At 32.6% G+C, this 25,151-nt stretch carries 23 protein-coding genes; 17 read left to right on the top strand and 6 right to left on the bottom strand.

Annotated elements, in window-relative coordinates:
* Positions 1 to 72: 72 nt before the first annotated feature.
* The 10 genes from VQL36_RS15055 (at position 73) to VQL36_RS15010 (ending at position 9,321) form a co-directional block, all read left to right on the top strand.
* Complete coding sequence (locus VQL36_RS15055) at positions 73 to 1,851, top strand: acyl-CoA dehydrogenase family protein (protein WP_349250107.1); 1,779 nt, start codon at positions 73 to 75, stop codon at positions 1,849 to 1,851.
* 8 nt (positions 1,852 to 1,859) lie between these two features.
* On the top strand, positions 1,860 to 2,276 hold the full coding sequence (locus VQL36_RS15050) for a PaaI family thioesterase (protein ID WP_349250106.1): 417 nt from the start codon (positions 1,860 to 1,862) through the stop codon (positions 2,274 to 2,276).
* Positions 2,277 to 2,290: 14 nt separating this feature from the next.
* Entirely contained in the window at positions 2,291 to 4,339 is a 2,049-nt protein-coding gene (locus tag VQL36_RS15045) for a (Fe-S)-binding protein (RefSeq protein ID WP_349250105.1), read from the top strand.
* Between the two features lie 171 nt (positions 4,340 to 4,510).
* Positions 4,511 to 5,374: an AraC family transcriptional regulator gene (locus VQL36_RS15040; RefSeq protein ID WP_349250104.1), complete on the top strand. Its 864-nt coding sequence runs from the start codon at positions 4,511 to 4,513 to the stop codon at positions 5,372 to 5,374.
* 43 nt (positions 5,375 to 5,417) lie between these two features.
* Positions 5,418 to 6,143, top strand: a complete 726-nt coding sequence (locus VQL36_RS15035; RefSeq protein ID WP_349250103.1) for an MBL fold metallo-hydrolase — start codon at positions 5,418 to 5,420, stop codon at positions 6,141 to 6,143.
* A 212-nt stretch (positions 6,144 to 6,355) separates the two neighbouring features.
* A complete protein-coding gene (locus tag VQL36_RS15030) occupies positions 6,356 to 7,048 on the top strand; it encodes an MFS transporter (protein WP_349250102.1) in 693 nt (230 codons plus the stop codon).
* Between the two features lie 296 nt (positions 7,049 to 7,344).
* Positions 7,345 to 7,629, top strand: coding sequence for a hypothetical protein (locus tag VQL36_RS15025; RefSeq protein ID WP_349250101.1), 285 nt, complete (start codon positions 7,345 to 7,347; stop codon positions 7,627 to 7,629).
* Between the two features lie 45 nt (positions 7,630 to 7,674).
* Positions 7,675 to 7,911 (top strand): DUF3977 family protein, encoded by a 237-nt coding sequence (locus VQL36_RS15020; RefSeq protein ID WP_349250100.1) that lies wholly within the window; start codon positions 7,675 to 7,677, stop codon positions 7,909 to 7,911.
* A gap of 309 nt (positions 7,912 to 8,220) precedes the next feature.
* Positions 8,221 to 8,718, top strand: a complete 498-nt coding sequence (locus VQL36_RS15015) for a GNAT family N-acetyltransferase (RefSeq protein ID WP_349250099.1) — start codon at positions 8,221 to 8,223, stop codon at positions 8,716 to 8,718.
* Positions 8,719 to 8,781: 63 nt separating this feature from the next.
* The gene (locus VQL36_RS15010) at positions 8,782 to 9,321 is read left to right on the top strand and encodes a GNAT family protein (RefSeq protein ID WP_349250098.1); all 540 of its coding nucleotides are present in this window, start codon (positions 8,782 to 8,784) and stop codon (positions 9,319 to 9,321) included.
* Here the strand turns inward: VQL36_RS15010 and merA are convergent.
* From merA to deoD, 4 genes are all read right to left on the bottom strand, one after another.
* Complete coding sequence (gene merA, locus VQL36_RS15005) at positions 9,318 to 10,730, bottom strand: mercury(II) reductase (protein ID WP_349250097.1); 1,413 nt, start codon at positions 10,728 to 10,730, stop codon at positions 9,318 to 9,320. The two genes, VQL36_RS15010 and merA, sit on opposite strands and share 4 nt — an antisense overlap.
* A 43-nt stretch (positions 10,731 to 10,773) precedes the next feature.
* A complete protein-coding gene (gene merF / locus VQL36_RS15000) occupies positions 10,774 to 10,968 on the bottom strand; it encodes a mercury resistance system transport protein MerF (RefSeq protein WP_349250096.1) in 195 nt (64 codons plus the stop codon).
* Between the two features lie 20 nt (positions 10,969 to 10,988).
* Positions 10,989 to 11,390: an Hg(II)-responsive transcriptional regulator gene (gene merR, locus VQL36_RS14995; RefSeq protein ID WP_349250095.1), complete on the bottom strand. Its 402-nt coding sequence runs from the start codon at positions 11,388 to 11,390 to the stop codon at positions 10,989 to 10,991.
* 99 nt (positions 11,391 to 11,489) lie between these two features.
* A complete protein-coding gene (deoD, locus tag VQL36_RS14990) occupies positions 11,490 to 12,197 on the bottom strand; it encodes a purine-nucleoside phosphorylase (RefSeq protein ID WP_349250094.1) in 708 nt (235 codons plus the stop codon).
* 192 nt (positions 12,198 to 12,389) lie between these two features.
* On the opposite strand from deoD, the gene nagA reads away from it, so the two are divergent.
* From nagA to VQL36_RS14975, 3 genes are all read left to right on the top strand, one after another.
* A complete protein-coding gene (gene nagA, locus VQL36_RS14985; protein WP_349250093.1) occupies positions 12,390 to 13,559 on the top strand; it encodes an N-acetylglucosamine-6-phosphate deacetylase in 1,170 nt (389 codons plus the stop codon).
* A 63-nt stretch (positions 13,560 to 13,622) separates the two neighbouring features.
* Positions 13,623 to 13,799 (top strand): hypothetical protein, encoded by a 177-nt coding sequence (locus VQL36_RS14980; protein ID WP_349250092.1) that lies wholly within the window; start codon positions 13,623 to 13,625, stop codon positions 13,797 to 13,799.
* Between the two features lie 399 nt (positions 13,800 to 14,198).
* Complete coding sequence (locus tag VQL36_RS14975) at positions 14,199 to 14,456, top strand: MGMT family protein (protein WP_413789577.1); 258 nt, start codon at positions 14,199 to 14,201, stop codon at positions 14,454 to 14,456.
* Positions 14,457 to 15,483: 1,027 nt separating this feature from the next.
* Here the strand turns inward: VQL36_RS14975 and VQL36_RS14970 are convergent.
* Positions 15,484 to 16,053 carry a hypothetical protein gene (locus VQL36_RS14970; RefSeq protein WP_349250090.1) on the bottom strand — a complete coding sequence of 190 codons (570 nt, stop codon included), beginning with the start codon at positions 16,051 to 16,053 and terminating at the stop codon, positions 15,484 to 15,486.
* 17 nt (positions 16,054 to 16,070) lie between these two features.
* Complete coding sequence (locus VQL36_RS14965) at positions 16,071 to 16,655, bottom strand: matrixin family metalloprotease (RefSeq protein WP_349250089.1); 585 nt, start codon at positions 16,653 to 16,655, stop codon at positions 16,071 to 16,073.
* 597 nt (positions 16,656 to 17,252) lie between these two features.
* On the opposite strand from VQL36_RS14965, the gene VQL36_RS14960 reads away from it, so the two are divergent.
* The 4 genes from VQL36_RS14960 (at position 17,253) to VQL36_RS14945 (ending at position 24,966) form a co-directional block, all read left to right on the top strand.
* The gene (locus VQL36_RS14960) at positions 17,253 to 20,129 is read left to right on the top strand and encodes a leucine-rich repeat domain-containing protein (RefSeq protein ID WP_349250088.1); all 2,877 of its coding nucleotides are present in this window, start codon (positions 17,253 to 17,255) and stop codon (positions 20,127 to 20,129) included.
* Positions 20,130 to 20,688: 559 nt separating this feature from the next.
* Positions 20,689 to 21,678, top strand: coding sequence for a serine hydrolase domain-containing protein (locus tag VQL36_RS14955; RefSeq protein ID WP_349250087.1), 990 nt, complete (start codon positions 20,689 to 20,691; stop codon positions 21,676 to 21,678).
* A gap of 376 nt (positions 21,679 to 22,054) precedes the next feature.
* Entirely contained in the window at positions 22,055 to 22,765 is a 711-nt protein-coding gene (locus tag VQL36_RS14950; protein WP_349250086.1) for a hypothetical protein, read from the top strand.
* A gap of 416 nt (positions 22,766 to 23,181) precedes the next feature.
* Complete coding sequence (locus VQL36_RS14945) at positions 23,182 to 24,966, top strand: penicillin-binding protein 2 (protein ID WP_349250085.1); 1,785 nt, start codon at positions 23,182 to 23,184, stop codon at positions 24,964 to 24,966.
* Positions 24,967 to 25,151 lie beyond the last annotated feature (185 nt).

The raw sequence follows: 25,151 nt of genomic DNA, 5'->3' as shown, positions 1-25,151 counted from the left end.
GTTATAAATTGCCACTTAATGTGTGGTACAGACAACTAATATGTGTGTTATAATTTTGAGGAGGAATTTAAGATGATTAAAGAAGTTGCTAAAGGTGGAAGTTATTTATTAGGTGATGTTGATGCTTCATCGGTATTTACACCTGAGGATTTTTCAGAAGAACATAAAATGATAGCAGGAATGACAGCTGATTTTGTAGAAAATGAAATCGCACCAGTAGATGAAAGAATTGAAACACAGGACTTTGATTTACTCGTTAATTTATTGCAAAAAGCTGGAGAATTAGGTTTATTGGGTGCGGCAATTCCTGAAACATATGGTGGGACGAATTTAGATAAAATTAGTTCTACTTTAATTGGTGAGAAACTAGTTCGTGGTAGTTCATTTGCTTTAAGTGTGGGTGCACATGTAGGGATTGGAACTCAACCCATTGCACTTTTCGGAAATGATGATCAAAAATCTAGATATTTACCTTCTCTAGTTACTGGTGAAAAACTAGCTGCATACTGTTTAACTGAACCATCTTCAGGTTCAGATGCATTAGGTGCAAAAACAACAGCTGTTTTAAGTGAAGATGGTAAACATTATGTCTTAAATGGGACTAAACAATTTATTACTAATGCAGCGTTTGCTGATGTATTTGTTGTATATGCGAAAGTAGATGGGGACAAATTCACAGCCTTTATCGTGGAAAAATCTTTTGAAGGTGTATCTACGGGTCCAGAAGAAAAGAAAATGGGAATTAAAGGTTCATCAACACGTTCACTTATATTAGAAGATGTAAAAGTACCTGTTGAAAATTTATTAGGAGAGATTGGTAAAGGGCATGTAATCGCCTTTAACATTCTTAACTTAGGTCGTTATTCTTTAGGAGCTGGTTGTTTAGGAACATCCAAATGGGCAATTGATCTTTCTGTTGAATATGCAAAACAAAGAAAACAATTTGGTAAAGCTTTAGTAGAATTTCCACTTATGCAAAAGAAGATAGCTGACATGGCTATTAACACTTATGCAACAGAAAGTGTCGTTTACAGAACTGGTGGATTAATGGATGATGCTCTAAAAACCTTAGATGTAAATGATGAAAACTATCAGAAAGATGTAGTGAAAAAAGTTGCAGATTATGCATTAGAATGTTCTGTTAACAAAGTATTTGCATCAGAGTGTTTGGATTTTGTTTCAGATGAAGCAGTTCAAATTCATGGTGGTTATGGATTTACACAAGAGTATAAAGTAGAAAGAATTTATAGAGATTCTAGAATCAATAGAATTTTTGAAGGAACGAATGAAATTAATCGTTTATTAATTCCAGATATGTTATTCCGTAAAGCGATGAAAGGCGAATTGCCTATGATGGAAGTAGCAGCTAATTTAGAGCAAGAATTAGTAGCCTACATGCCGCCGATGATTGACGAAGACACACCATTAGAAAAAGAAAAAGCAATGCTTGCATCTGCTAAAAAGATCTTTTTAATGGTTGGTGGAACTGCTGTTAAGAAATATAAGCAAGCTTTACAAGATGAGCAAGAAATTTTAGAAATCATCTCAAATTTAGCAATTCAAATCTATGCATTAGAATCCACAATCTTAAGAACAGAAAAAGCAATTGCTAGAGATGGATTAGAAAAGTCCAAACAAAAGTTAAACCTAACAGTTGCATTTGCTCAAGAAGCATTTACAAAAATTGAGTTGATGGCTAAAGAAGGAATTGTTTCTATGGATGATGGTGATTCTGCCTTAATGGTTCTTTCCATCTTAAAGAAATTAGTTCGTTTCAAACCTAAAAACTTATTACACATTAAAAGAGAAATAGCTGATAAGATCATTCAATCTGATCAGTATGTAGTTTAGGTGAAAGTATGAATCAAAAAGAATGGGAAGCCTTTCAGAATATGTTAGCAGAAAAAGTGAAAGGCACATTTATGGAACTCATTAATAGTGAAGTTACTGAAATAAAAGACGATCAAATTTTTGGTTCCATTAAGGTTGAACCCATGCATCTTAATCCAAATGGAATCATACACGGTGGCGTTCACGCCACCGTGTTAGATAGTATCATGGGGCTGGCAGTTGTTGTAGCCCGCCCTGATGATAACTTAGTTACTACCACGTTAAACATCCATTATTTAACTGCTTTAAAAGATGGAACGTTAAAGGTAAATGCAAAAGTTATACATCAAACAAATAATACCCTTACAACTGAGGGAGAAATTAGAAGTGAAGATGGGCAGCTTGTTGCAAAAGCAACAGGCTCATATCGAGTGATTAATAAATAAAGGTGGGTGATTTTATGGAACTATTAACTATAATTCAGCTTTGTGCATTTTTATTGCTCACTGGATATGTTTTCTATTTGTTTTATCACATCATGTATAGTCGTTATTCATTTATTAAATTAGGAAAAGAAGAGTCTTTACAACCAGAATATAAACAAAGGTTTAAACAAATTGCAGTGAATATGTTTGGTCATAAAACATTACTAAAGGATAAAAAGAGCGGTATAATGCACTTGGTTATGTTTTATGGATTTATCCTTATTCAATTTGGTGCGATTGATTTGGTTGGTAAAGGACTGGTGCCAGGTTGGCATTTACCATTAGGTTCCTTCTATCCGATTTTTGTATTTATACAGGAAATTACAGTTTTACTAGTGTTATTAGCTACTGGATATGCTTTTTACCGTCGATATGTTGAAAAGTTAGCCCGTTTAAAACGTGGCTGGAAAGCAGGTATTGTGATTTTACTGCTTTCAAGTTTAATGCTTTCTATAATATTGTCAGGTGGTTTGGAAATGATTTGGAAAGGGCATGAGGTAAATGCTCTTCAACCTGTCAGCTCCCTATTTGTATTAGCATTTTCTTGGATGGGTAGCAATGTGGCTGGGGTTCTATTTTATGTTCTTTGGTGGATTCATTTATTGATTCTCTACACATTTTTAATATATGTTCCACAGTCTAAGCACGCTCATCTATTCTTTGCACCTATCAATGTCTTTATTAGAAAACTAGGTGTTCCTGGTAAATTGAAAAAAATAGATTTAGAAGATGAGAATGCAGAGTCTTTTGGAGCTGGAAAAATTGAAGATTTCACACAAAATCAATTGGTAGACCTGTATGCGTGTGTAGAATGTGGTCGTTGTACAAGTGTTTGTCCGGCTGCGTCAACTGGAAAAATGTTATCTCCAATGCATTTAATAACGAATATGAGAGATCATTTAACTAACAAGGGTGCAGCAATTACTTCTCGTACTCCTTGGATGCCTGCTTTTGCATTTGGAGGAACAACTGCCAATGAACTAGCTGTTTCTACTGAAACTGAACTGGACACTCCTTTAGTAGGTGAAGTTGTTACGGAACAAGAACTTTGGGCTTGTACGTCTTGCCGAAACTGTGAGGAAGTATGTCCTGTTGCTAATGAACATGTTGATAAAATTATGGATATGCGTCGTTATTTAGTATTAACGGAAGGAAGCTTGCCAGCCGAAGCGGCTCGTGCTTTAAATAATATTGAAAGACAAGGAAATCCATGGGGATTAAACCGTTTAGATCGTAAAAATTGGATGGACCAAATGGACGATGACAATAAAGTAGAAGAGGTACAAAATACCGAATCCTTCGAATATTTATTTTATGTAGGTTCTATGGGTTCATACGATAAACGTTGTCAAAAAATCTCCGAAGCGTTTGTAGAAATTATGAACAAAGCCGGTATTTCTTTTGCAGTATTAGGGAATGAAGAAAAAAATTCCGGTGATACGGCAAGACGTTTAGGTAATGAATATTTGTATCAAATGCTTGCAGAAGAAAATGTTGAATTATTTAAAAATTATAATGTTAAAAAGATTGTTACCATTGACCCTCACGCATTCCATACGTTTAAAAATGAATATCAAGATTTTGGATTGCCTGAGGATGTTGAGGTCTATCATCACTCACAGCTCATTTCAAAATGGATCGAAGAAGGTAAGATTCAACCTAATAAATCTATGATGGATAAGATTACCTATCATGATCCTTGTTATTTAGGTCGTCACAATAATGAATATGAAGCTCCGCGTCAAGCCTTATCCTCTATACCAGGAGTAGAACTTGTAGAAATGGAACGTTCAGGAAGCAACAGTATGTGTTGTGGTGCTGGTGGAGGAATGATGTGGATGGAAGAAACAGAAGGTACGAGAGTGAACGTTGAAAGAACAGAACAAGCTTTAGAAACAAAACCTGATCTAATCGCAACAGGTTGTCCATATTGCCTCACTATGGTAGATGATGGATTAAAAGCAAAAGATGAAGAGAAAGTTCAAGCTAGGGATATCGCAGAGATTATCGCTGAGAGCTTGTAATATAAGATTCAAAAGTTTTATACAAGTGTCACTGTAAAAAACCTGTGGATGGCAGATTGCATTCACAGGTTTTTACTTTTCTATTTTTTTATGTCAATAAAGAGCACAAAATGACAGGTTTAAACTTAAATTCACTGTTAAACTTAAAATTGAAGTTGAGGGGGTAAATTTATGAATATGCTTCAAAGCATGAATGAATGTATTGATTACATTGAAAAGAACATGAATCAAAAAATAGAAATATCAGTATTAGCAAGTAAGTCATTCAGTTCTAAGTTTCACTTTCAACGAATGTTCCATATGCTAACAGGTTATACAGTAGCTGAATATATACGAAAACGGAGGTTAACATTAGCTGCTCAAGAGTTGACTGATACGAAAACAAAAGTGATCAATGTTGCTTTAAAGTATGGGTATGAAACACCAGAGTCATTCTCAAAAGCATTCCGGAGAGTGCATGGCATTTCCCCGTCACAAGTAAGGGAATCGGACGTTTCATTAGTCGCCTTTCCACGAATCACATTTCATATTTCTTTAAAAGGAGAAAAGGAAATGAATTATAAAATTATGAAGAAAGACAGTTTTAAAGTATTAGGAAGGGGAATAAAAGTGCCTATGGTGAAAGAGAAGTCCAGAGTACATATTTTAAAATTTAGAGAGAAGATACGGCAAGAAAGTGTTGATATACATATTCTTTCTATTACAGGACAAATGGAACTACTAGGTGTAATTATGGACATAGATCATGAAAAAGAAGAATTTACCTACTTTATTGGTACAATGATCAGTAATAATGAAGATATGAAAAATTATGAGCAAAAAGAGATTCCTTCGGCTTCATGGGCTGTTTTTGAATCCATTGGTGCGATGCCAGATGCAGCTTCAAAAGTATGGGATCGCATCTATACAGAATGGTTTCCTTCAACTGGATATGAGCAACTCGCAGGGGTACCTGAAATCGAGTTGATTCCTCCAGGTGATGATACAAACCCAAATTATCGATGTGAAATTTGGATTCCAATAAAAAAGAAATAAATTATAAAGATATGAAAATAAAAACTGATTATGGAGGAATATGATGAAGGTAGCTACAGGAATTGAAGTATTCGAGATCGAAAGAAAAGACTTTTTGGGGCAAGATGTGACTATACATCCTACTGTTATTTGGGATAAAGAAATGGCTATATTGATAGACACTGGTTTCCCAGGTCAAAAAGATATTTTTCTAGAAGAATTTGAAAAAGCATCTATACCTTTTGACTCTCTAAGAAAGATCATCATTACTCATCATCATTTTGACCATACAGGAAGTTTACCTAGTATTTTAGAGTCATCGCATCACAATATTCAAGTTTTATCAAATGATTTAGAAAAACCATATATTCAGGGAGAAAAAGATCTCTTAACAGATGAATTGCTGGCTCAAATGGAATCTTGGCCAGAACAATGGCGTAATGACTTTAAATCAGAGTTATCCAATCCACCAAAAACTATTGTTCACAAAATAGTGACAGATGGTGAAGAGTTACCTTATTGTGGAGGTATCATTGTCATCAATACACCAGGTCATAGTATAGGTCATATTAGCTTGTATCATAAACAAAGTAAGACTCTTATTGCTGCAGATGCAATGGTTGTTCAAGATGGTCTGTTAGAACTAAACCAGCAATCTATAGATATTGAATTATCTCAAAAATCATTGCGAAAGTTCACACAATATGATATTGAAACTGTTATTTGTTATCACGGTGGTTTATTTAATGACAATGTAAATGAACGTATCGCTAAATTGGTCCTTTCTTAACTAAACTTGATTTAGTCCTCTGTCATTCTTTCATCAAGTTTTCAATTCCTACTTTAAAATTGGATGATGTACATATTTTTGAATATAATCTCGGCCTAAAGTTGTACTTAAAACTAATCCTTCTGAAGGTAGTTAATAGGGCTTTTAATAATTATGATGAAAATATAACCCTTGAGGATGAGTTTAATAAAATTAAACAAGGTGGGAGATTATTGGAGAATAAAAACGTATATACAAAAATACTTAAAAACAATAATGAATATAAAAAACTTTTTTATGCTCAAACGACGAGTACAATTGGTGATTGGTTCAGTACTATAGCTTTATTAACTTTTGTTTATGGGATTACAGGGTCACCCTTCATGGTAAGCTTAACGCTCATTAGCAAGGGGGTTCCTCAATTATTGTTTAGCCCGTTAGCAGGTGTTTTTGTTGATAGAATGAATAGAAAAAAGATTCTAATCATTACGGATTTGATTAGAGCTATCATTGTGCTAGGTTTTCTTTTTGCTGATAATTTTATATATTTGGTTTTTATTGTGAATGCTTTAATGGCGTTATGTTCTACACTATTTAATCCTGCAAGACAAAGTGTAATTCCCAAGATGGTTAGTAAAGAAGAATTACCAGTTGCTAATTCGTTATCAAGCTCAATGCAGGCAATTTCTGCTATCATAGGCTCTAGTATAGGTGGGCTTGTATTAGGGTTTCTAAGTCCTAATATCGCTTTTGCATTAAATAGCATGGCTTTTTTCATTTCTGCTTTAATTATAAAGTTTACCGAAATTCCTCAAACTGAGATAAAACAACAATCAACTAAAAAAATCAATTATTCTAGAGATATAGTGGATGGTTATAAATTTATGCGGTTTACGGATCATTATTTCAGTTATCTATGGTTTTAACAGGTATTTTACTAGATTACTACTCTCCCCAAGCTATTGGTGTAGTGTTTGGGATAATTTGTGTACTTACAAGTAGTATCTGGCTTTTTCTTTTATATCGTAATAAGCTAGGTAATGACCACCACGAAAAATTTAATGAAAATTTCTATTAATATTTTGGAATGAGTGATAATATAAGTTAAACATTTGATAGTTATATAATGAGTAAAGGAGTTATCAAGGATTGATTGGCTCTTTTATCTAAGGTAGGATGGATTAAGAAGTGGGTGAGAAACATGAAGAAGATATATATGTTTATGATAGTTGTAGTAATGATGATCGTATTATTAATTTTAACTAATCCAAATTTAGAAGATTATAAAAAATATATGGCTCAAGAAGAAGAAAGGCTCGGAATAACGGTGCCAAAAACTCCTAAAATCATAATTGAACATATAAATTTCTATCTATTTTCTACCTATACCCCTTTTGTTGAAGTAATTGATGAAAATGGAGTAACTCATCTAGGGATTTTCGGCAAATTCTTTAAAGTGTCAGATGGACAATTTGATTATCCATGGTGGTTAGAACCATTTAACTGAAATAGAAACTAATAAATACACTATAATTAGGAGCGTACGTTAAGATTGAAATACATTGAATTTGGAATAGGTAATACTTGGTTAATTAGAACTGAAACAGAATTAAACAATGGTACAGAATTTGAAGAAAAAGGAATTTGTGGTCCTATAAAGTTTCATTCCTTATACTTACGAATTTGGGTTGGAAAAACGGTATATATTTTAGATTTAAAAAAAGGTTTTCAAAAAGGAAAAAAGGATCGTAATAAATTCAAGTTCATTTTTGGAATTACAAGTAGGTAAGATGATTAATCTTACTGTTCACTAAAATAAAAAATGGGATGTGATAGTTTTGAATGAGAGAGTTTTAATTACTGGTGCAGGTAGAGGAGTTGGATACGAACTAACTAAGTCCTTTTTTAATAGTCATGAACCGTATGAAGCAGCACAAAATATTTTCAAATGATAAAAGACCTAGAGAAAGATGAATCAGGTTTATATGTAGAGCCTGGTATTGGAAAGTTACCTTGGTAGGTCAAATTTAATGTTAATAGTATATCATTAATCAAAATAAGTGTTTATTAATAGTTTTGAATGTAATAGGAGGGGTTTATGAATATTAAACGATTAGATTCTACACATGCTGAATTATATAAAAAACTTAGATTAAAAGGTTTAAAAAACCATCCTTCTGCATTTGGTTCAAGTTATGAAGAGGAAAAAGAATTTACAGTAGAAGAATTTAAAAGTAGATTAAAATCTGAGTTTATAACTCTTGGTGCATTTAAAAGTGAACAACTAATTGGAATAGTGACTTTGGTGAAAGAAAAGAAAAATAAATTAAAACATAGAGCAAATATCTATGCTATGTATGTTGATTCTGATTATCATGGTATGGGGATTGGGAAAAGTTTAATGAAAGAAGTAATAAAAGAAGCAAAAGAGTTAGATGAAGTTGAACAAATTTATTTGAGTGTAAATAGAGAGAACGAAGCAGCAAGAAAACTGTATAATTCTATGGGGTTTGAAACATTTGGAGTAGATAAAAGAGCTTTAAAAATAGGAGATACGTATTATGATGAAGAACATATGATGTTGTTTTTATCATAAATCATTTTGTTCTCACTATTGTTATTTTTAAGTGTAGATTACATACTAGAAAAGAGGGTATTTATGAAATCAAGTCAATTGTTTGAAGGGGAGAAGTTAAAATTAACATCCATTAGAGAAACAGATATTTCTCATATATTGAAATGGTATGAAAATGCTGATTTTTTAAATTTGTTTACTGCAGAAGCAGCATTCCCAAAACAAGCTTCTGAAATAAAAAAGTGGATTGATTCTACAGATTCTAATGAATATAGATTTGCTGTAAGGTTGATAGATTCAGATCAAATCATAGGGGTAATAGAAATAGATGGAATACTATGGAATCACCGTACTGCATGGTTATCAATGGCCATTGGAGATAAACAAAATTGGTCAAAAGGTTTTGGCACAGAAATGCTAACACTTGCTCTTCGTTATGCATTTAGTGAACTTAATTTATATCGTTTACAATTAACCGTATTTAGTTATAACGAACGAGCGATTACTCTATATGAAAAGCTTGGATTTAAAAAAGAGGGAGTTTACCGTGAGTTTCTTGAACGTCATGATATGTTTTTATATGGATTATTAAAAGATGAACATAATCTTGAACAGTATAATTAATTTCCTGCACAACAAGATAGATTTCTTGGATCTTTATCAAATGCAAGAGAGGTTAATTTAAGTCCTTCAGCCATTGTAAGATATGGGGCAAAGGTTTCATTGATGTTGTCTATTGTTAATCCAAATTGTACAGCTAGTGTAGCTGCATAAATAATTTCGCCAGCGTTTTCTGCGACAACCTGTACACCTAGTATTTTATTCGTATTTTTTTCAGCTACAATTTTAATTAACCCTTCGGTATTCAAATTAATGATTGCTCTAGGTACATTTTCCATTGATAAAATAGATGTTTTTATAGGGATATCGTTTTCTTTTGCTGTTTGTTCAGTAATACCAACAGATGCTATCGAAGGGTTAGTAAAAATCACAGATGGAATCACATTCGAATTATTTTTTCGTTTTGTGGTTCCAAATGCATGATCTGCAACAATACTTCCTTGATGTGCAGCGGTGTACACAAATTGTGCACTAAGAAGTACATCTCCAGCGGCATAAATATTTTCTACATTAGTTTGCATGTATTCGTTAACTAGAATTTCTCCTGACTCACCCAAATGTACTTTTGTATTTTTTAGATTAAGTTTACTTGTTTTTGGAGATCTCCCTGCAGCCACAAGTATCTCATCTGCTTCAATAATTTGATCCTCACCTTGAATTGTAATGTGAATCCTCTTAATGGTTCCTTTTTGTTCTATTTTTTTATATGTTACGCCAGTTAATAGTTTTAAATGTTCCGTATTAAAAAAACTAGAAACTCTTTCCGATATTTCTAAATCATAAGAAGGTAATAAACGATCATTACGTTTTAGAAGAGTAACCTTAGAGCCTAAATTATGAAACATTTGCCCAAGCTCAAGACCGATATAACCTGCTCCAATGACAATCATTCGATTAGGGATTTTTTCTAAATTCATAGCAGAAGTACTTGTTAAATATTTTACATCTTTTAGTCCCGGAATGTCTGGAATGAATGGGGATGCCCCAGTAGCAATTAAAATGATATTAGAGGTAATCCTTTTCCCATTTACTTCAATCGTATGGGCATTAGTAAATTTAGCTTCACCTCGAATGAACTCAAATCCGTATTGATCAATTAGATTCTCATATTTTTGCTGTCTAAGTGAAAAAACGAGTTCATCTTTTTGAGATATTATATTTTTAAAATTAATTTGTTTTGTCTCACTTTGCAGACCTTGGACGAGATGATGTTGAATTGTATGATTTATGTTCCCAGCCTGGATTAACGTTTTAGATGGTATGCATCCAATATTCACACATGTTCCTCCAATAGTTCCTTTTTCTATCATCACTATTTTAGTATTGTATTGAGAGGCTTGAATTGCAGCAGAAAATGCAGCAGCTCCAGAACCTATAATGGCAAAATCAAAATCAAATTTATTATTTTTCAATATACTCATCCTTCCTCTGTATTCTTAATATTTCCTTTCATGACTAAGACTTCCTATAAGAAAAGTAAGTTAATCCGATAAAAAATACGATTAATGGAATAAGGAAGTAATCAATGATCCCAATCCATGCACTGAGACCTATTACTCCTAAAGAGATAACAAGTAAGGGGGTAAAGCAACAAACAAGAGTGATGAATGTTCCTGCTAAACCAAATATAAATAACTTTTTGTTTTTCACTATTGCACCACCTTTTTTTGTTAAACCTCTTCTAAAAGTGAATCTACGATGGGACATTCAAACATTTCTTTTTCATCTGGACAACGTTGTTTCAATTCTTCTAACAGACTTTTAGCCTTCATTAGTTCTTTCATTTTTTGTTCAATATCACTTATTTTTTGAGATGTGAATTCATACATGTCTCGACATTTTAAATTGTCTTTATCAATTATACCGAGCATTTTATCTATTTCTTTTATGCTGAAATCTAATCCTTGTAACTTTTTAATGAATTGTATTCTTTGAATTGTACTTTCCTGATACAATCGATACCCAGATTTGGAACGTGGAGGTTCAGGGATGAGACCAACACGCTCATAATAACGGAGTGTTTCTTTATTAATTAAACAAGCTTTTGCAATTTCACCTGCACGATAATTCATGTTTAATCACCTCATAAAAAAAGTATAAACCCTGTACCTAGGTACAGGGTCAATAGTTAATTAAATATTTTTGAAATTTTTTTTTAGTGTTAATATTGGTTATTTATTTTTTATTGCAGCATCTAATGCAACTTCAATCATATCATTAAATGTAGTTTGTCTTTCTTCAGCAGTTGTTTCTTCACCAGTTAAAATGTGATCACTTACAGTTAAAACAGACAGTGCGTTTACATCAAATTTTGCTGCTAATGTATATAAAGCTGTCGTTTCCATCTCAACTGCAAGTACACCGTAACGAGCTAATTTTTCAAATTGTGCATTATCATTATAAAATTGATCCGCAGTAAATACGTTACCCACTTTTAAATTTAATCCTTTTTCAACGCCAGTATCATAAGCTCTTTTTAAAAGGTTAAAGTTTGCTGTTGGCGCATAATCAATAGGTCCAAATTCAATGCGGTTCATTTGTGAGTCTGTGGTAGAGGTCATGGCAAGAATGACATCACGTACTTTTACATCTTTCTGGATTGCTCCACATGTTCCTACTCTAATTAAATTTTTCACACCATAACTTTGAATCAATTCATTTACATAAATAGAAATTGAAGGAACGCCCATTCCAGTTCCCTGTACAGATATACGTTCATTTTTGTATGTACCTGTAAACCCTAACATGCCGCGAACATTGTTATAACAAGAAATATCTTCTAAGAAGGTTTCTGCGATATATTTTGCGCGTAATGGATCACCTGGTAAAAGTATCGTTTCCGCGATTTCATTTTCTTTTGCCTCAATATGTATGCTCATTTTAACAATCCTTTCTAGTTTTCAATAGGTAATTATCATAACCTTGCTTAATCAATGTATCATAATCGTTATACTGATTCAAATAAGACATAAAATGAACAAAATTTCCCCCTGTTTTTAAATGAAGATCTGTTTTATAGTTTAAATTAGAAGAATATATAAGTGCGACTTTGATTAGGATTTGAGGTGAAGATGTTGTTTATATATAACGCAAATATTGTTAGCATAATGGGAGTAATTGAAAGAGGGGGAGTATTCATATATGAAGGAAAAATAGAACAAATTGTTGAAAATCATGATATGAATTCTTTTTTGGTGGAAAACCCAAATGTGGAACTCATGGATGCTAAAGGAGCTTGGTTACTTCCAGGTTTTATAGATGTTCATGTACATGGTGGCAATGGTTTTGACTTTATGGATGCTAGTCTGGAATCTCTACAAGGAATAAGTGAATTTCATGCTCAATTTGGGACAACGACAATGCTTGCAACAACCGTTACTTCCTCGAAAGAAAATATTGAGAAGGTACTGCAATCAGTTGAGAACTTACAGGAAAAAGGACAACTCACTGCACAAATCATTGGCGTACATTTGGAAGGCCCTTTTATTAGTCCCAATAAATTAGGGGCTCAAAACCCAAATTACGTTGTACCGCCTCGGTTAGATTGGATAAAAGAATGGATTGATAAATTCCCAGGGGTGATAAAAATATTAACCCTTGCTCCAGAGAAGGAAAAAGCTGTTGAGATGATTCGATATGGAGTTGAACAGGGTATAGTGATGGCTTGTGGACACTCCGAAGCAGTCCATGAGGAAATGGAAACTGCATACGAAGCGGGGTTAACTCATTCTGTACATATGTTTAACGCAATGAGTGGAATTCATCATAGAGAACCTGGCGTAGTTGGAAGTATTTTAAAGAATGAAGGGGTAAGCACAGAAATTATAGCAGATGGAGAACACGTTCATCCAGTTTGTATTGATTTATTAACCAAATTAAAAAATAAAGATAATCTATTACTCATTACTGATGCGATGTCAGCAGCCGGCTTAGGGGACGGGATCTATAATTTGGGAGGATTAAATGTTGTAGTGGAAGATAACGTAGCAAGATTAAAAGAAGGAGGAAATCTTGCAGGTAGCAGTTTAACAATGATAGAAGCTTTTAAATATATGGTTAATGAAGTTGGTCTGACTGTTCCTGAAGTTAGTAAATTTGCTAGTTACAATCCTGCAAAACGGCTAGGAGTGGAAAATCAAATAGGAAGTATAAATGAAGGTTTGCAAGCAGATTTGTTATTGGTATCAAAAGATCTGCATATAGAGAAGGTATGGAAAAAAGGGGAATTATTGAAATTTTAAAAAATGAAAAATTTGAATATGATATAATGTTTAGATTATTAAACACAAAGGGTGGTTATGATTATGGGTGGATCAATAGGATTTATAGTGGCATTCATGATATGGATTATTTCTATTTTTATGATTACTAAAATTTCAAGACGGAAAAAAACGAATATTCATATGTTATGGAAGATTATTGTTTCTTTGTTTGGACCTTTTGGTGTAATTGCTTATTACGTTGCTGTAAAGAATGTTTAAAGAGTTAAAAAATAGAGAGAACCGTCAAGTTCATTGAATTTGACGCTAGAAAACCTCACTATATAAATTAATAGTGAGGTTCTCCAGTATAGGTTGATAAATAAGTGCATAGCGTTTGATAATTACCTCCTATTTCTAAGAGGTATTATATAATATGTTCAAAGGCTTTATTTTGTATAGACAAGTATCCTATGACAAGTACACATTTTTAATAGTTTATGAATAAGGATTCTGTTTATCATAGAGACAGTAAAGATGTGAATCTATTAACAGTAGGGGTACATTGGCTTTCAACAGGAATTTCGAATTGTATCTATAGTAATTAAGGAGATGTACATATTGCAAGACTTTACAGTGCAGGTTATTAAAATCATTAAACAAATCCCTTCAGGAAAAGTTATGACTTATGGACAAATAGCCAAATTAGCAGGAAGTCCAAGGGGGGCTAGACAAGTTGTTAGAATATTACATTCCATGAGTCAAAAACATAAACTCCCTTGGCATCGGGTAATCAACGCTAAAGGTGAAATAGCTATAACAGATGAAGAATTATTTTCCATTCAAAAAATGTCACTTGAAAGTGAAGGAATAAAGTTTAATACTTATCAAACTTTAAACCTAGCGACATATCAATATCATCCTGAAGAAACTTATTAAAGCTCGATCCAAAATCTATTCTCAATATTTCCTCAACATAATCTACATCAGGAACTCCTCCGTTATTTAAAATGGCTTTTTTAGATGGCAAATTGTTATGATCACATGTAACAAGTGCTTTTTGGATTCCTAATTCTAACCTCTCCTAAAATGATTTTCCAAATATTCTATCATAATAATTAGCAGCAATGTAAAAAAACTAATACAAGATTGAATCTGTAATTTGCTTATGAAAAGAATGGTCTTCAATATGGCTCTGATGTAGGTTTAAAATAAAGATTGTTCATAACCATCTCCCAAACCCATATCTTATGGCAAACAAAAAGAATCCATTTTGAAGATTGATCAAAATGGATTCTAAATTTGAGATTGACTACTTGACTTTTATAAAAAAGATTGATCATTATATTGTCTATCTTCTCCAACTATTGCCCACATACTCAAATGTTTAAGAAGGAGTCTGTCAGTAGTCCAAGTTATTGAGAATTTCCCATTGTTATTGATAGCATAGCCCATTAATTTTCTTTCCTTCATTATTCTTCGAAAAAATTGATACGGACTCATATGATGGTCAATATTGTCAAATGGAATGGTTTGCCCCCATTAGTATAAGAACACTTAAACAAAAAAGTTCATTGAGTGTGCTACTTATTTGGTATAATCTTTGCAAAGCACAAAATTAATGTTCTTCGAAAAGGAGATAGTATGAATTATAACGAAGTTGTTTCAATAGCCGATACCTATTTACTAACATTAGTAACGGAGTTTCATGAATGATCAAACTTTATTTTAAAGTTACAGTAGAAGGGGGGAACTACATCATTTGAAGGATTTGTTTTGCATATAGATGCACTTGCTAGTGAATCTCTTTAATTTAACGAATGTCATTGTTATAACCCAACAATACAGTGCTTTCTACATCATATTTTTGATCAAAGATGTTTCCGTGATAATTGAAGTTGAAAGAGGGGTTAAAAAAAATTAACCCCCAATTATCTATCAATCACTAGAATTTGTCCTCGTAATATTATTTAATTTTTTTCTCTTTCTCTATTTCTTTCTCTACCTCTAATTCTGTCAGCTCAGGGAGTGATCCGCCATAAACATTTTTATATTTCTCACCTTTTTGCTTAAAGATAGCATTTTGAGAACTGCTATACATTACTTCTCCAGTATTTTCATCTTCATAGGTATCTAAGAAAAATATATAATTACCATTTCCCAAGGAGTCCTTAAGCTCTTCAGATAAAGGATAATATTCTCCATTCATTTCAATTCCGTAAGTTTGTGATAGTAATATAACATCTCCTTTATTTATGTTTATAGTAGTATTGTTAGTAAGTAATTTATTAACTTTCACATTATAGACTCTTTCTTTCGCAATCTTTTCAGTTAATTGAACATCACGTTCAATATAATCCTCTGTAATTTTACCTTTAACAATAACTTGATAATCATTATATAATTCAGACACGGTTTTATAATCTTTAGCTAGTGATATAGCTTCATCATTAAACTTTAAATTTTTATCATAAACAGCATATGAACTTACGCCTAAAATAAAAGCAATTGTTAAAACAAATATGTATTTCTTCATATTATCTTTCCCCCTTTTTATCTATAAAGACCAAGAATACTATCTATATCATAATCTGTAGGACCATACATATCACTATCAAAAACATCATCTTTATCCATTATTGATTTAACTGGATTGAAAATACTGTCTTCTGTATGTGCTAATCCCAATATATGACCAAATTCATGCCCCATTACCATTTTCTTATCTTTAGCATCCAGATCATCGCACATTCCCCTAACAATTTCTAAATGACCTGACACATAAGTACCATTTTTTTCTATAGGAACACCAAGTCCGTAAGTGCTCTTTCTTGTCCAATAGTCATCATCAGGAGAAAAAAGTACTTTTACTTCATCACCCCACTCACCCTCTATATATAATGGTGCAGCTGGAACACCTTCCCACAATTTTTCTCCCTTCCTTATTGCTGTCATATATTCACTGTTATTTTTAACACTACTGGTTGGATACCAATAAATACCTACTTGGTCCCATTTTGGTCCAAAAACTTCTGCATAAGCACTCGACAACAAAAATCCAATCAAAAATACCGTTAAACAAAGAGAGCTAAATATTACTTTTTTGATCATATAATAATACATTCCTTTCTTCTTCACAGTATATCCACTGTTTAGTTTGTCTTAATTTGCTTTACATTGTATTTAACGTAAATTATGGATAAAAGTTGCATATTATTTTAAAAAATGTGAATCAGTTATAATAAGGTACAGTTTATTTTTAAGAATTGATATTAATGATCAATCTTTCTTTTAAAACTACAAGGGGGCCATTTTGTGGAAGATCACTATTTCTGCTACGTCATTTTGAATTCCAGGATGTAAAAATGATCATCTAAGAAAAACCTTTCTTAATATAGTAGAAATATAAAGAGCTGATTTTTTTGTAAGAAGAAAATGGGCTCTTTTTTTGTAAATAAATTCGTTGTTTAAAAGGCATTTATGGGGTTTATATATAGAGGAAAAAAAGGTTCAATCTAAGTTTTTGAGAGTTTTTTGAGAGAACCTTCTGTTATAATCATTTATCTGTAACAAAACATTCTGATTACGTTAAATTAAAATTTTGGTTTAACGAGGCATTTACTGAGAAAAAGGTGGTGAAGCGATGGACAGAAATAAGAAGTGGATATGGAGTTGTCATTCATTAGGCACCTTCATTGATTTAAATACCCTGTATTTTGAAAGGAGATAGAACAATTGAAACAAACATTCATGAAGTTGACAGCATTAATAGTAGCCATGATCTTATTCATTCAACCTGTATTTCAACAACAAATGAATGTAAGAGCAAAACAACCAATACATCAAGCAAACGACCAAACATTACTAGCAAATGAGGGTGGTATTATCAATGCCCTTTCTACTGAAGGAACCACTACGGATGGTGCGCCTGAAGAAGTTATAAATGAATATGAAGATGGGACAGAGCCTGATTCCTTGGAAATGCAGATCGATGAACCGTTAGAAGAAGCAGAAGCCCTGGAAGCCGCAGTATCATCAGATTTAAAGATAGAAGAAAATCTATCGAAAGCCGAATCAGCAGACGCTTCAAGTGTTGCAGCCTTAAGTGATTTAACGTTAAATGGTGGAAACTTAGAGCCTGATTTCGATGCTGGCACAACAGAATATACGGTTTCTGTTGAACGTGTCACAGAATATATTGAGGTAATTCCTACTGCGGACGGTTCAGCGAGCGTGAATATAACCGTAAACAGTAAATCAGTGGATGATCCTAGTGCTATCCCATTAGAAGTGGGAGAAAACACTATCGAAGTAAAAGTCACTGCTGGAGGTGATGAAAAGACCTATACCATTACAGTAACAAGGGCAATTTTTGAAGATGAAAACTTAGAAGCAGCTATAAAAGAAGAATTAAATGTATCAGAAGAAATAACCATTGATGACTTACAAGGTTTAGAAGATTTAAGTGCGATTTATGAAGATATTGATAGTATTGTAGGTCTTGAATATGCTGTGAATTTAACCGATCTTGATTTATCGGAAAACAGAATCACAGATATTTCCATTTTATCGAATCTAACGAAATTAACCAGCCTTAATTTATATGACAACGAAATCACAGATATTTCCATTTTAGCAAATCTAACGAAATTAACCAGCCTTAATTTAGATGACAACGAAATCACAGATATTTTCATTTTAGAGAATCTAACGAAATTAACCAGCCTTAATTTAGATGACAACGAAATCACAGATATTTCTATTTTGGCAAAACTAGAGAATTTAACCAGCCTTGATTTAGATGACAACAAAATCACAGATATTTCCAGTTTAGAGAATCTAACGAAATTAACCTGGCTTGATTTAGGGAACAACAACATCACAGATATTTCCAGTTTAGAGAATCTAGAGAATTTAACCTGGCTTGATTTAGATGACAACAAAATCACAGATATTTCCAGTTTAGAGAATCTAACGAATTTAACCTATCTTGATTTACACGAAAACGAAATCACAGATATTTCCAGTTTAGAGAATCTAACGAATTTAACCCGGCTTGATTTATATTACAATAAAATCACAGATATTTCCAGTTTAGAGAATCTAACGAAATTAACCTGGCTTTATTTAGAAGAAAACGAAATCACAGATATTTCCAGTTTAGAGAATCTAACGAATTTAACCCGGCTTGATTTATATTACAATAAAATTACAGATATTTCCAGTTTAGAGAATCTAACGAAATTAACCTGGCTTTATTTAGGGATAAACAACATCACAGATATTTCCAGTTTAGAGAATCTAACGAAATTAACCTGGCTTGATTTATATTACAATAAAATTACAGATATTTCTAGTTTAGAGAATCTAGAGAATTTAGACTTTCTTAATTTATATGATAATCCACTGAATCCAAGAGCGGAAGGAATAATTCAAGATTTGGAAGCTAAAGGAACAGAAGTGAATTATTATGATGAATTTAGAAATCCATTGTCAAATTTAAGTGGCATAAAATTAAGTGAAGGAACGCTTAGTCCACATTTTGATAAGTATAAATTATACGGGTATAAGGTAGATGTCGAAATAGAATCCATCACAGTTACACCAACAGCTGAGAGCGCCAAAAAAGTAACAAGTCTCACCGTGAATGGAGAAGAGGTAACAAGTGGAAGTGAATCAAGCCCTATACCTCTAGTCGTTGGAGATAATGAAATCAAAGTTATCGTCAAGGCAGAGGATGATGGAACAATACAAACATACAAAATTACAGTCACAAGAGCAGCAACCGTCCCCTCCCCTCCAACAAATGTCATTGCAACAGGAGGGGTAAATGGGAAAGCGACCGTTAAATTTACACCGCCAATGGATGATGGAGGAAGTGAAATCACGGGTTATGAGATCGCAGCTTCACCTGGGAATATCAAGGTAATAGGAACAGAAAGCCCGATAAAAATTAGGGGTCTTTCCAATGGAACGAAATACACCTTTACGGTGAAAGCGATCAATGACATAGGAAGCAGTGAAGCTTCAGGAAAGTCCAATGCTGTGAGACCATGGTCATCATATAAGGGAAGCAACACCATCTTTGTTGAAAAAGAATTAACGACAGAAGAAAAATTTGAGGAATTAAAAGCATTAGGTATCTTTAGTGGTTATGCTGATGGCTTACCGCATTTAGAAGATCACATGAGCAGAGAACAAGCAGCTAAAGTGATGGCTTTACTATTTGAATTAGATTTAGAAAGCACAGAAACAGATAAGAGCTTTACAGATATCCCGAAAAGCAGATGGTCATATCCATATATCAAAGCCGCATCAGAAGTAGGGATTATACATGGAATAGGTAACGATCAATTTGATCCAACTGGAAATGTGACCTATGAACAGTTTATTAAGATGTTAGTGGAAGGATATGCCGCTGAGATAGGAGATATGGAAAAGATTGAAAGAGTAAATACGGGTTATGTAAGTGAATGGGCTGAGGAATATGTGTTTGCAGCGATCCAGTGGGAGCTTATAAAAGATCGAGAGAATTATAGGTTGTATGCAACACGTGAATTCTTAGTTGAAGCTGCATACACCATCTATCAATTGCTCCATACTGATAATTGAATATATTAAATTAAAAAGGTGAATTTAAATTGTAACGATAGATGAATTAAAATCAAGTTGGTTAAATTAGGTTATCCGATAAGCGATTGAATACGGCTTGAGGATAACCTTTTTTAGACTTTCTCCATCTTCAACACTATGCGGCTTTATTAACAAAGCATAAAAGGATCATATCTAATTTGAAGAGTTTTTACTAATTAGTATAATCCTTTATTTGATATTTGCGCAAAATAAATCTTAAAAAGTACGCAAATTAAAATTGAAATTCACACACCATATTAAAAAATGAAACTTCTTGGCAGTTACTTCGTATTTAATGGCATTGCATAATAAATAAAGGGGCGATATTTTTGAAAAAAACGATGTTTCTTGTACTTATTAGTTTATCTCTTGTAATTGTCGGATGTAGTACGGAAAATTCTATTGATAAAAAAGTGAAGTTTCAGAAAATTTAGATCTAGTTGAAACATCAACAGTAGAAAATATTGAATCAAATCAAGATTTAGATTTAAGTAAATCTTCTAAAACTCAAGATTTATATAATAAAATAGACTCTACTATGTCTGCTATTGAGAGAAAATATGATTTTTCAGGAGCTGTGTATGTTGGGATGGAAGGTGAAGGAATTTATTCTAAAACATTTGGTATGGCTGACTATAACCAAGATATCTCAAATACATTGGACACGAAATTTATCATGGCATCTTTAACTAAACAATTTACAGCCACAGCGATATTACAGTTAGAGGAAAGAGGATTGCTTGATCTTGATCATCAACTTACAAAATACTTTCCAGATGCAAACCAATTTAATGAGATTACTATTCATCACTTATTATCCATGTCATCTGGTATTGTAAATACAGGTCATTCAAGTCTTGTTGAGAACTTTGAAAAGAGTCTTGGGTCTAATATTACTTCGTTGCCATCCGCAGAAGAAACCATTGCTTTATATAGTGACATTCCTCTTAACTTTAAACCTGGTGAAGAATATGAATACAGTAATTCCAATTATTTTTTATTAGGATTGATAATAGAACAAATCTCGGGGGATACATATGAAACCTTCTTAGATGAAAATATTTTCAAACCTTTAGGGATGTTGGATTCAGGTTATAGTTTGGATTGGAACATTCAAGAAAATAAAGCGATTGGATATGAAAAAGTGATTACAGAAAATAATGTTTATCCTAGTCAATATGATGAGTATTTCTTGTTCCATGCTGCTGGGGGTTTGTATACAACAATGAATGACTTAGTAAAATGGGATAGGGGACTATATTCTGAAAAGTTACTAAAAAAAGAGACAATAGATAAGATGTATGCTCCTTATACTAAAATTCCTTTAAATTCTGATTATGGTAGTGGATATGAATATGGATATGGGTGGCTTACGCAGGAAAATAATGTTGAACATGCAGGGTACTTACCAGGGTATTTAGCGAATATTTATCGTGAGCTTGATTCAGAGCTTGTCATTATTTTTTTTAAGCAACAATCAATACATAGGAGGAAACAAGATTTCGAATTTTACAAATACACTTACTAACATTGTCAAAGGTGAATGAAGATAAGGAGTAGATAATGAAATGACGTTTGTATAAAACTGGAGTCATTTTTTTATCTGGTTGTAAATATAGTACACTTAAAAATAAAATGTAATATTCTGATTAAAACAGATCTGTCCTCCACAATATGGCGCTTTTCTCTAATAAGAGAAGCGTCTTTCTTTATTAATAGGGACCTATTGTTGAGTAACTAACTTAAAAAAAAGGATATTTAAGTTAAAGTATAAAGGCGAGATTGAGAATAATTGTATTTAAACTAACGGTGAGTGGAATTGTTTTTAGTGAACATTGATATGAGGACATAATAATATATGTCTTAAAATTTTTGTGTCGTTAATTACGCTAGGAGTTGTTAATTTGAAAAAATTAAAAACAATTATTCTTTATATCTTTTCACTAGTTACCATAGTTATATTAACACTAGGGATTTATATCTTAATTTTAGCAGTTCAATACAAATTATTTGTACCTGAAGAGTATTTAATGTGGATTTTTAAATACCCTACTTCAAGGCTAGTACTTATTTATGAGATATATCTAGTTGTTGGATTTTTCTATATTCATAAGAAATTTAGAATAATGGGTACGAAAGCATATAGTTCAAATGATAGTTTTCTTAAAAAACACAGAAAACTAGTTCTTTCTATATTTATAACCCTTAACATTGCTCTGTTTTACATCATTGTTTCAGCTGTTACTGTTATAACTAATAATAAGATTATTGATTATTCATTCCTTTCACCAAAGGGTAGGGAATATAACTACAACGATATTGTGAAGATTAAAACAGGAGTGTATGGTAAGAAATTATATTTACCGTTTACTCATTCACAGGGTGACTTTTTTTACATTATAGAATTAAAAGACGGTTCAAACATTGATTTAACTGAAGTCGGCGGAATTAAAAATGAAGAACATGAGTATTTTATTATTGAAGAGCTTGACAGACAGTTTGTTAACCTGAATATTCTCAAAGTATCTAGTATGGAAAATTATGAATACAGTACCGAACATCTAGCTGAAATTTATACGGATAAAATAAGAAATATATTAGAAAACACCAATTAAAAGTAATGGGCTTATTAACGGGGGCAATAGTTGGAAATCAATGCCACTAACATATAATGATCTTTCGCAGTCATGTATAATATGTATCACCCTTATTTTTTATGGTTTTTTACGATTTAGGTCTTGATAACTTTTAAATAATCAATCTTTCTTTTAAAACCACATCTGAGCATTGAATACACACATTAAATGTAAACAACTCATATCATTAAATTAAAATAGTTAAAGAAAAAATCCTGTGCAATCAGAAAAATTCTGTAGCATAGGAGTTTTTTTGTATAAAAAATATATAGTATATTGAAATTCTTTTGATTGTTCTAATTTGAATTTGTAAATAATAAAAAAGACTTAACGTTTTAAGTTTTCTTCATTGCATTTAAGATTACAAAAAAGTCAGGAATTAGGAGCAGACAAATTTGGATAAAAGAAGGATCCTAATCACATTATTATGTTTTACATTGATTATTGGAATGTTAGGCTCAAGATTGTTCTGGATTCAAGTAGTTGAGACGAGAAGTTATTCAACTTTAGACATTAATCTTATCGAGCGTTCCATTAATCAAAGAGAATCTGGAGTTATACTATCCTCTGGAAGAGGTCACTTTTATGATCGTAATGGAGATTCATTAACAGGGCGGTTGGTTCATGTTGTAGCCGTTTTTCCAAATCGAAGTCATTTCCAGGGAAATGAACAAAAAATAAAAAAATTAGTGAGTATATTAGACATTTCATTAGAAGAGTGGACTGAATTCTTCAATAGTATAAATGAACCAGTCATTTGGAAGGAGAATGCAACAGCAACAATTCCATATATATTAACAGCCAATGAGGTAGCGATCATCAATGGACTCCATTTACCAGGCATTCAAGCTATCCAATATGAACTAAGATACCCTGATCCTTATATTGCAAGCCATTTAATTGGTTTTGTAGGTGAAAACCCGAGTCGAATAAAAAAGTTATACCCAACTAAAATCGATAGTGGAGAAATGTCCATAAATACCTTAATTGGTGCTAGCGGATTAGAAAAAACATTTGACTCACTTATTCAAAGTGTAGAAGATACATCTCTTTCATTTTTCACAGATGGGAAACATCGAGTGATTCCTGGATTAGATTTAAGACTCATTCAGTCTACTAATCCATTTTATCCTTTAAAAATTAAGACTACGATTGATAAAAATATTCAACAGAACGTGGAAATGATACAAGCCACATATACAAATCATAATAGTGCTGTGGTGGTTTTAGATACTCTTAACGCTGATGTACTAGCAATGTCGAGTCTTCCTGATTATGATCCCAATCGAGTAACCATGACTGAAAATCATTGGGGCAATCAAGCTTTAAAAGCTCAAATCCCTGGTTCGATATTTAAAATCATTGTTGCAGCTGCGGCATTAGAAAACGACTTAGTAGACCCAAAGGAAAAATTTGAATGTAATGGTTATCTTGGAAAATATAGATTTACATGCTGGAGAAAGGAAGGGCATGGTACGATTTCATTCGAAGAAGCCTTTGCACAATCCTGTAATATTACGTTTGCTAAAGTGATGAAACGAATGAGTTCTAACATGTTAGTGCAAACATTCAGCAAGTTAGGTGGTTTACAGAAAAATGGATGGTTTCAAAATCATGGAGACTTTGTATTTTACCAATTTGATCATGAGGAGATAGGGCAAATTTTTTCAACAAATACAGATAAAGAAGATGAAGGTGTAAAAGCTCAAACCTCAATTGGCCAAAGGGATGTATTGATGACTCCGCTGCAAGCAGCTAACCTTGTTGTTACTTTGCTTAATCAAGGTGAAGTAAAGCAATCAAGGGTAGTAAAGGAAATCCGTTATCAAAATGACTCTTTTAAACAAGCTTTTGATGATCAGTTTCTAAGTACTGGTGAACGCAATATTTCATTGCAAACTTCAAATCTTTTATTGCATTGGATGGAGGAGGTAGTACAAGACGGTACTGGCAAAAGTCTAAAAAGGAATCCTTGGAAACTAGCAGGGAAATCTGGGACTGCAGAAGTGATTGTTGATGGGAGAAAAGGAGAGAATCAATGGTTTATTGGTTATGGTCCTTACATAGATCCTAGATATGCGATAGCTGTATTTGTTCAAAATCCTTACGAAGGAGGGCAACATATAGCTACGAAAATTTTTGGAGAGATTATGGGGTGGTTGGCCAAGAACGGATATTAGAGAAGGCTGACTGGTCTAGTTCCTTCAACTAAAAAAATTCCATGAAATAGTAAATAGATTGACGGTATTTATTTTTATGTTATATACTGAATGCATAATTATAGGAAGGGAATGGTATAAAGATAATGTGGAATTAATCTGTTTTTAAGAGTTCTTAAATAATTGTTGCTTTATATTCTAGAAGC

This window comes from Chengkuizengella sp. SCS-71B (assembly GCF_040100845.1).
GTDB lineage: Bacteria > Bacillota > Bacilli > Paenibacillales > KCTC-33759 > Chengkuizengella.
This window is presented reverse-complemented; position numbering and strand designations above follow the sequence as displayed.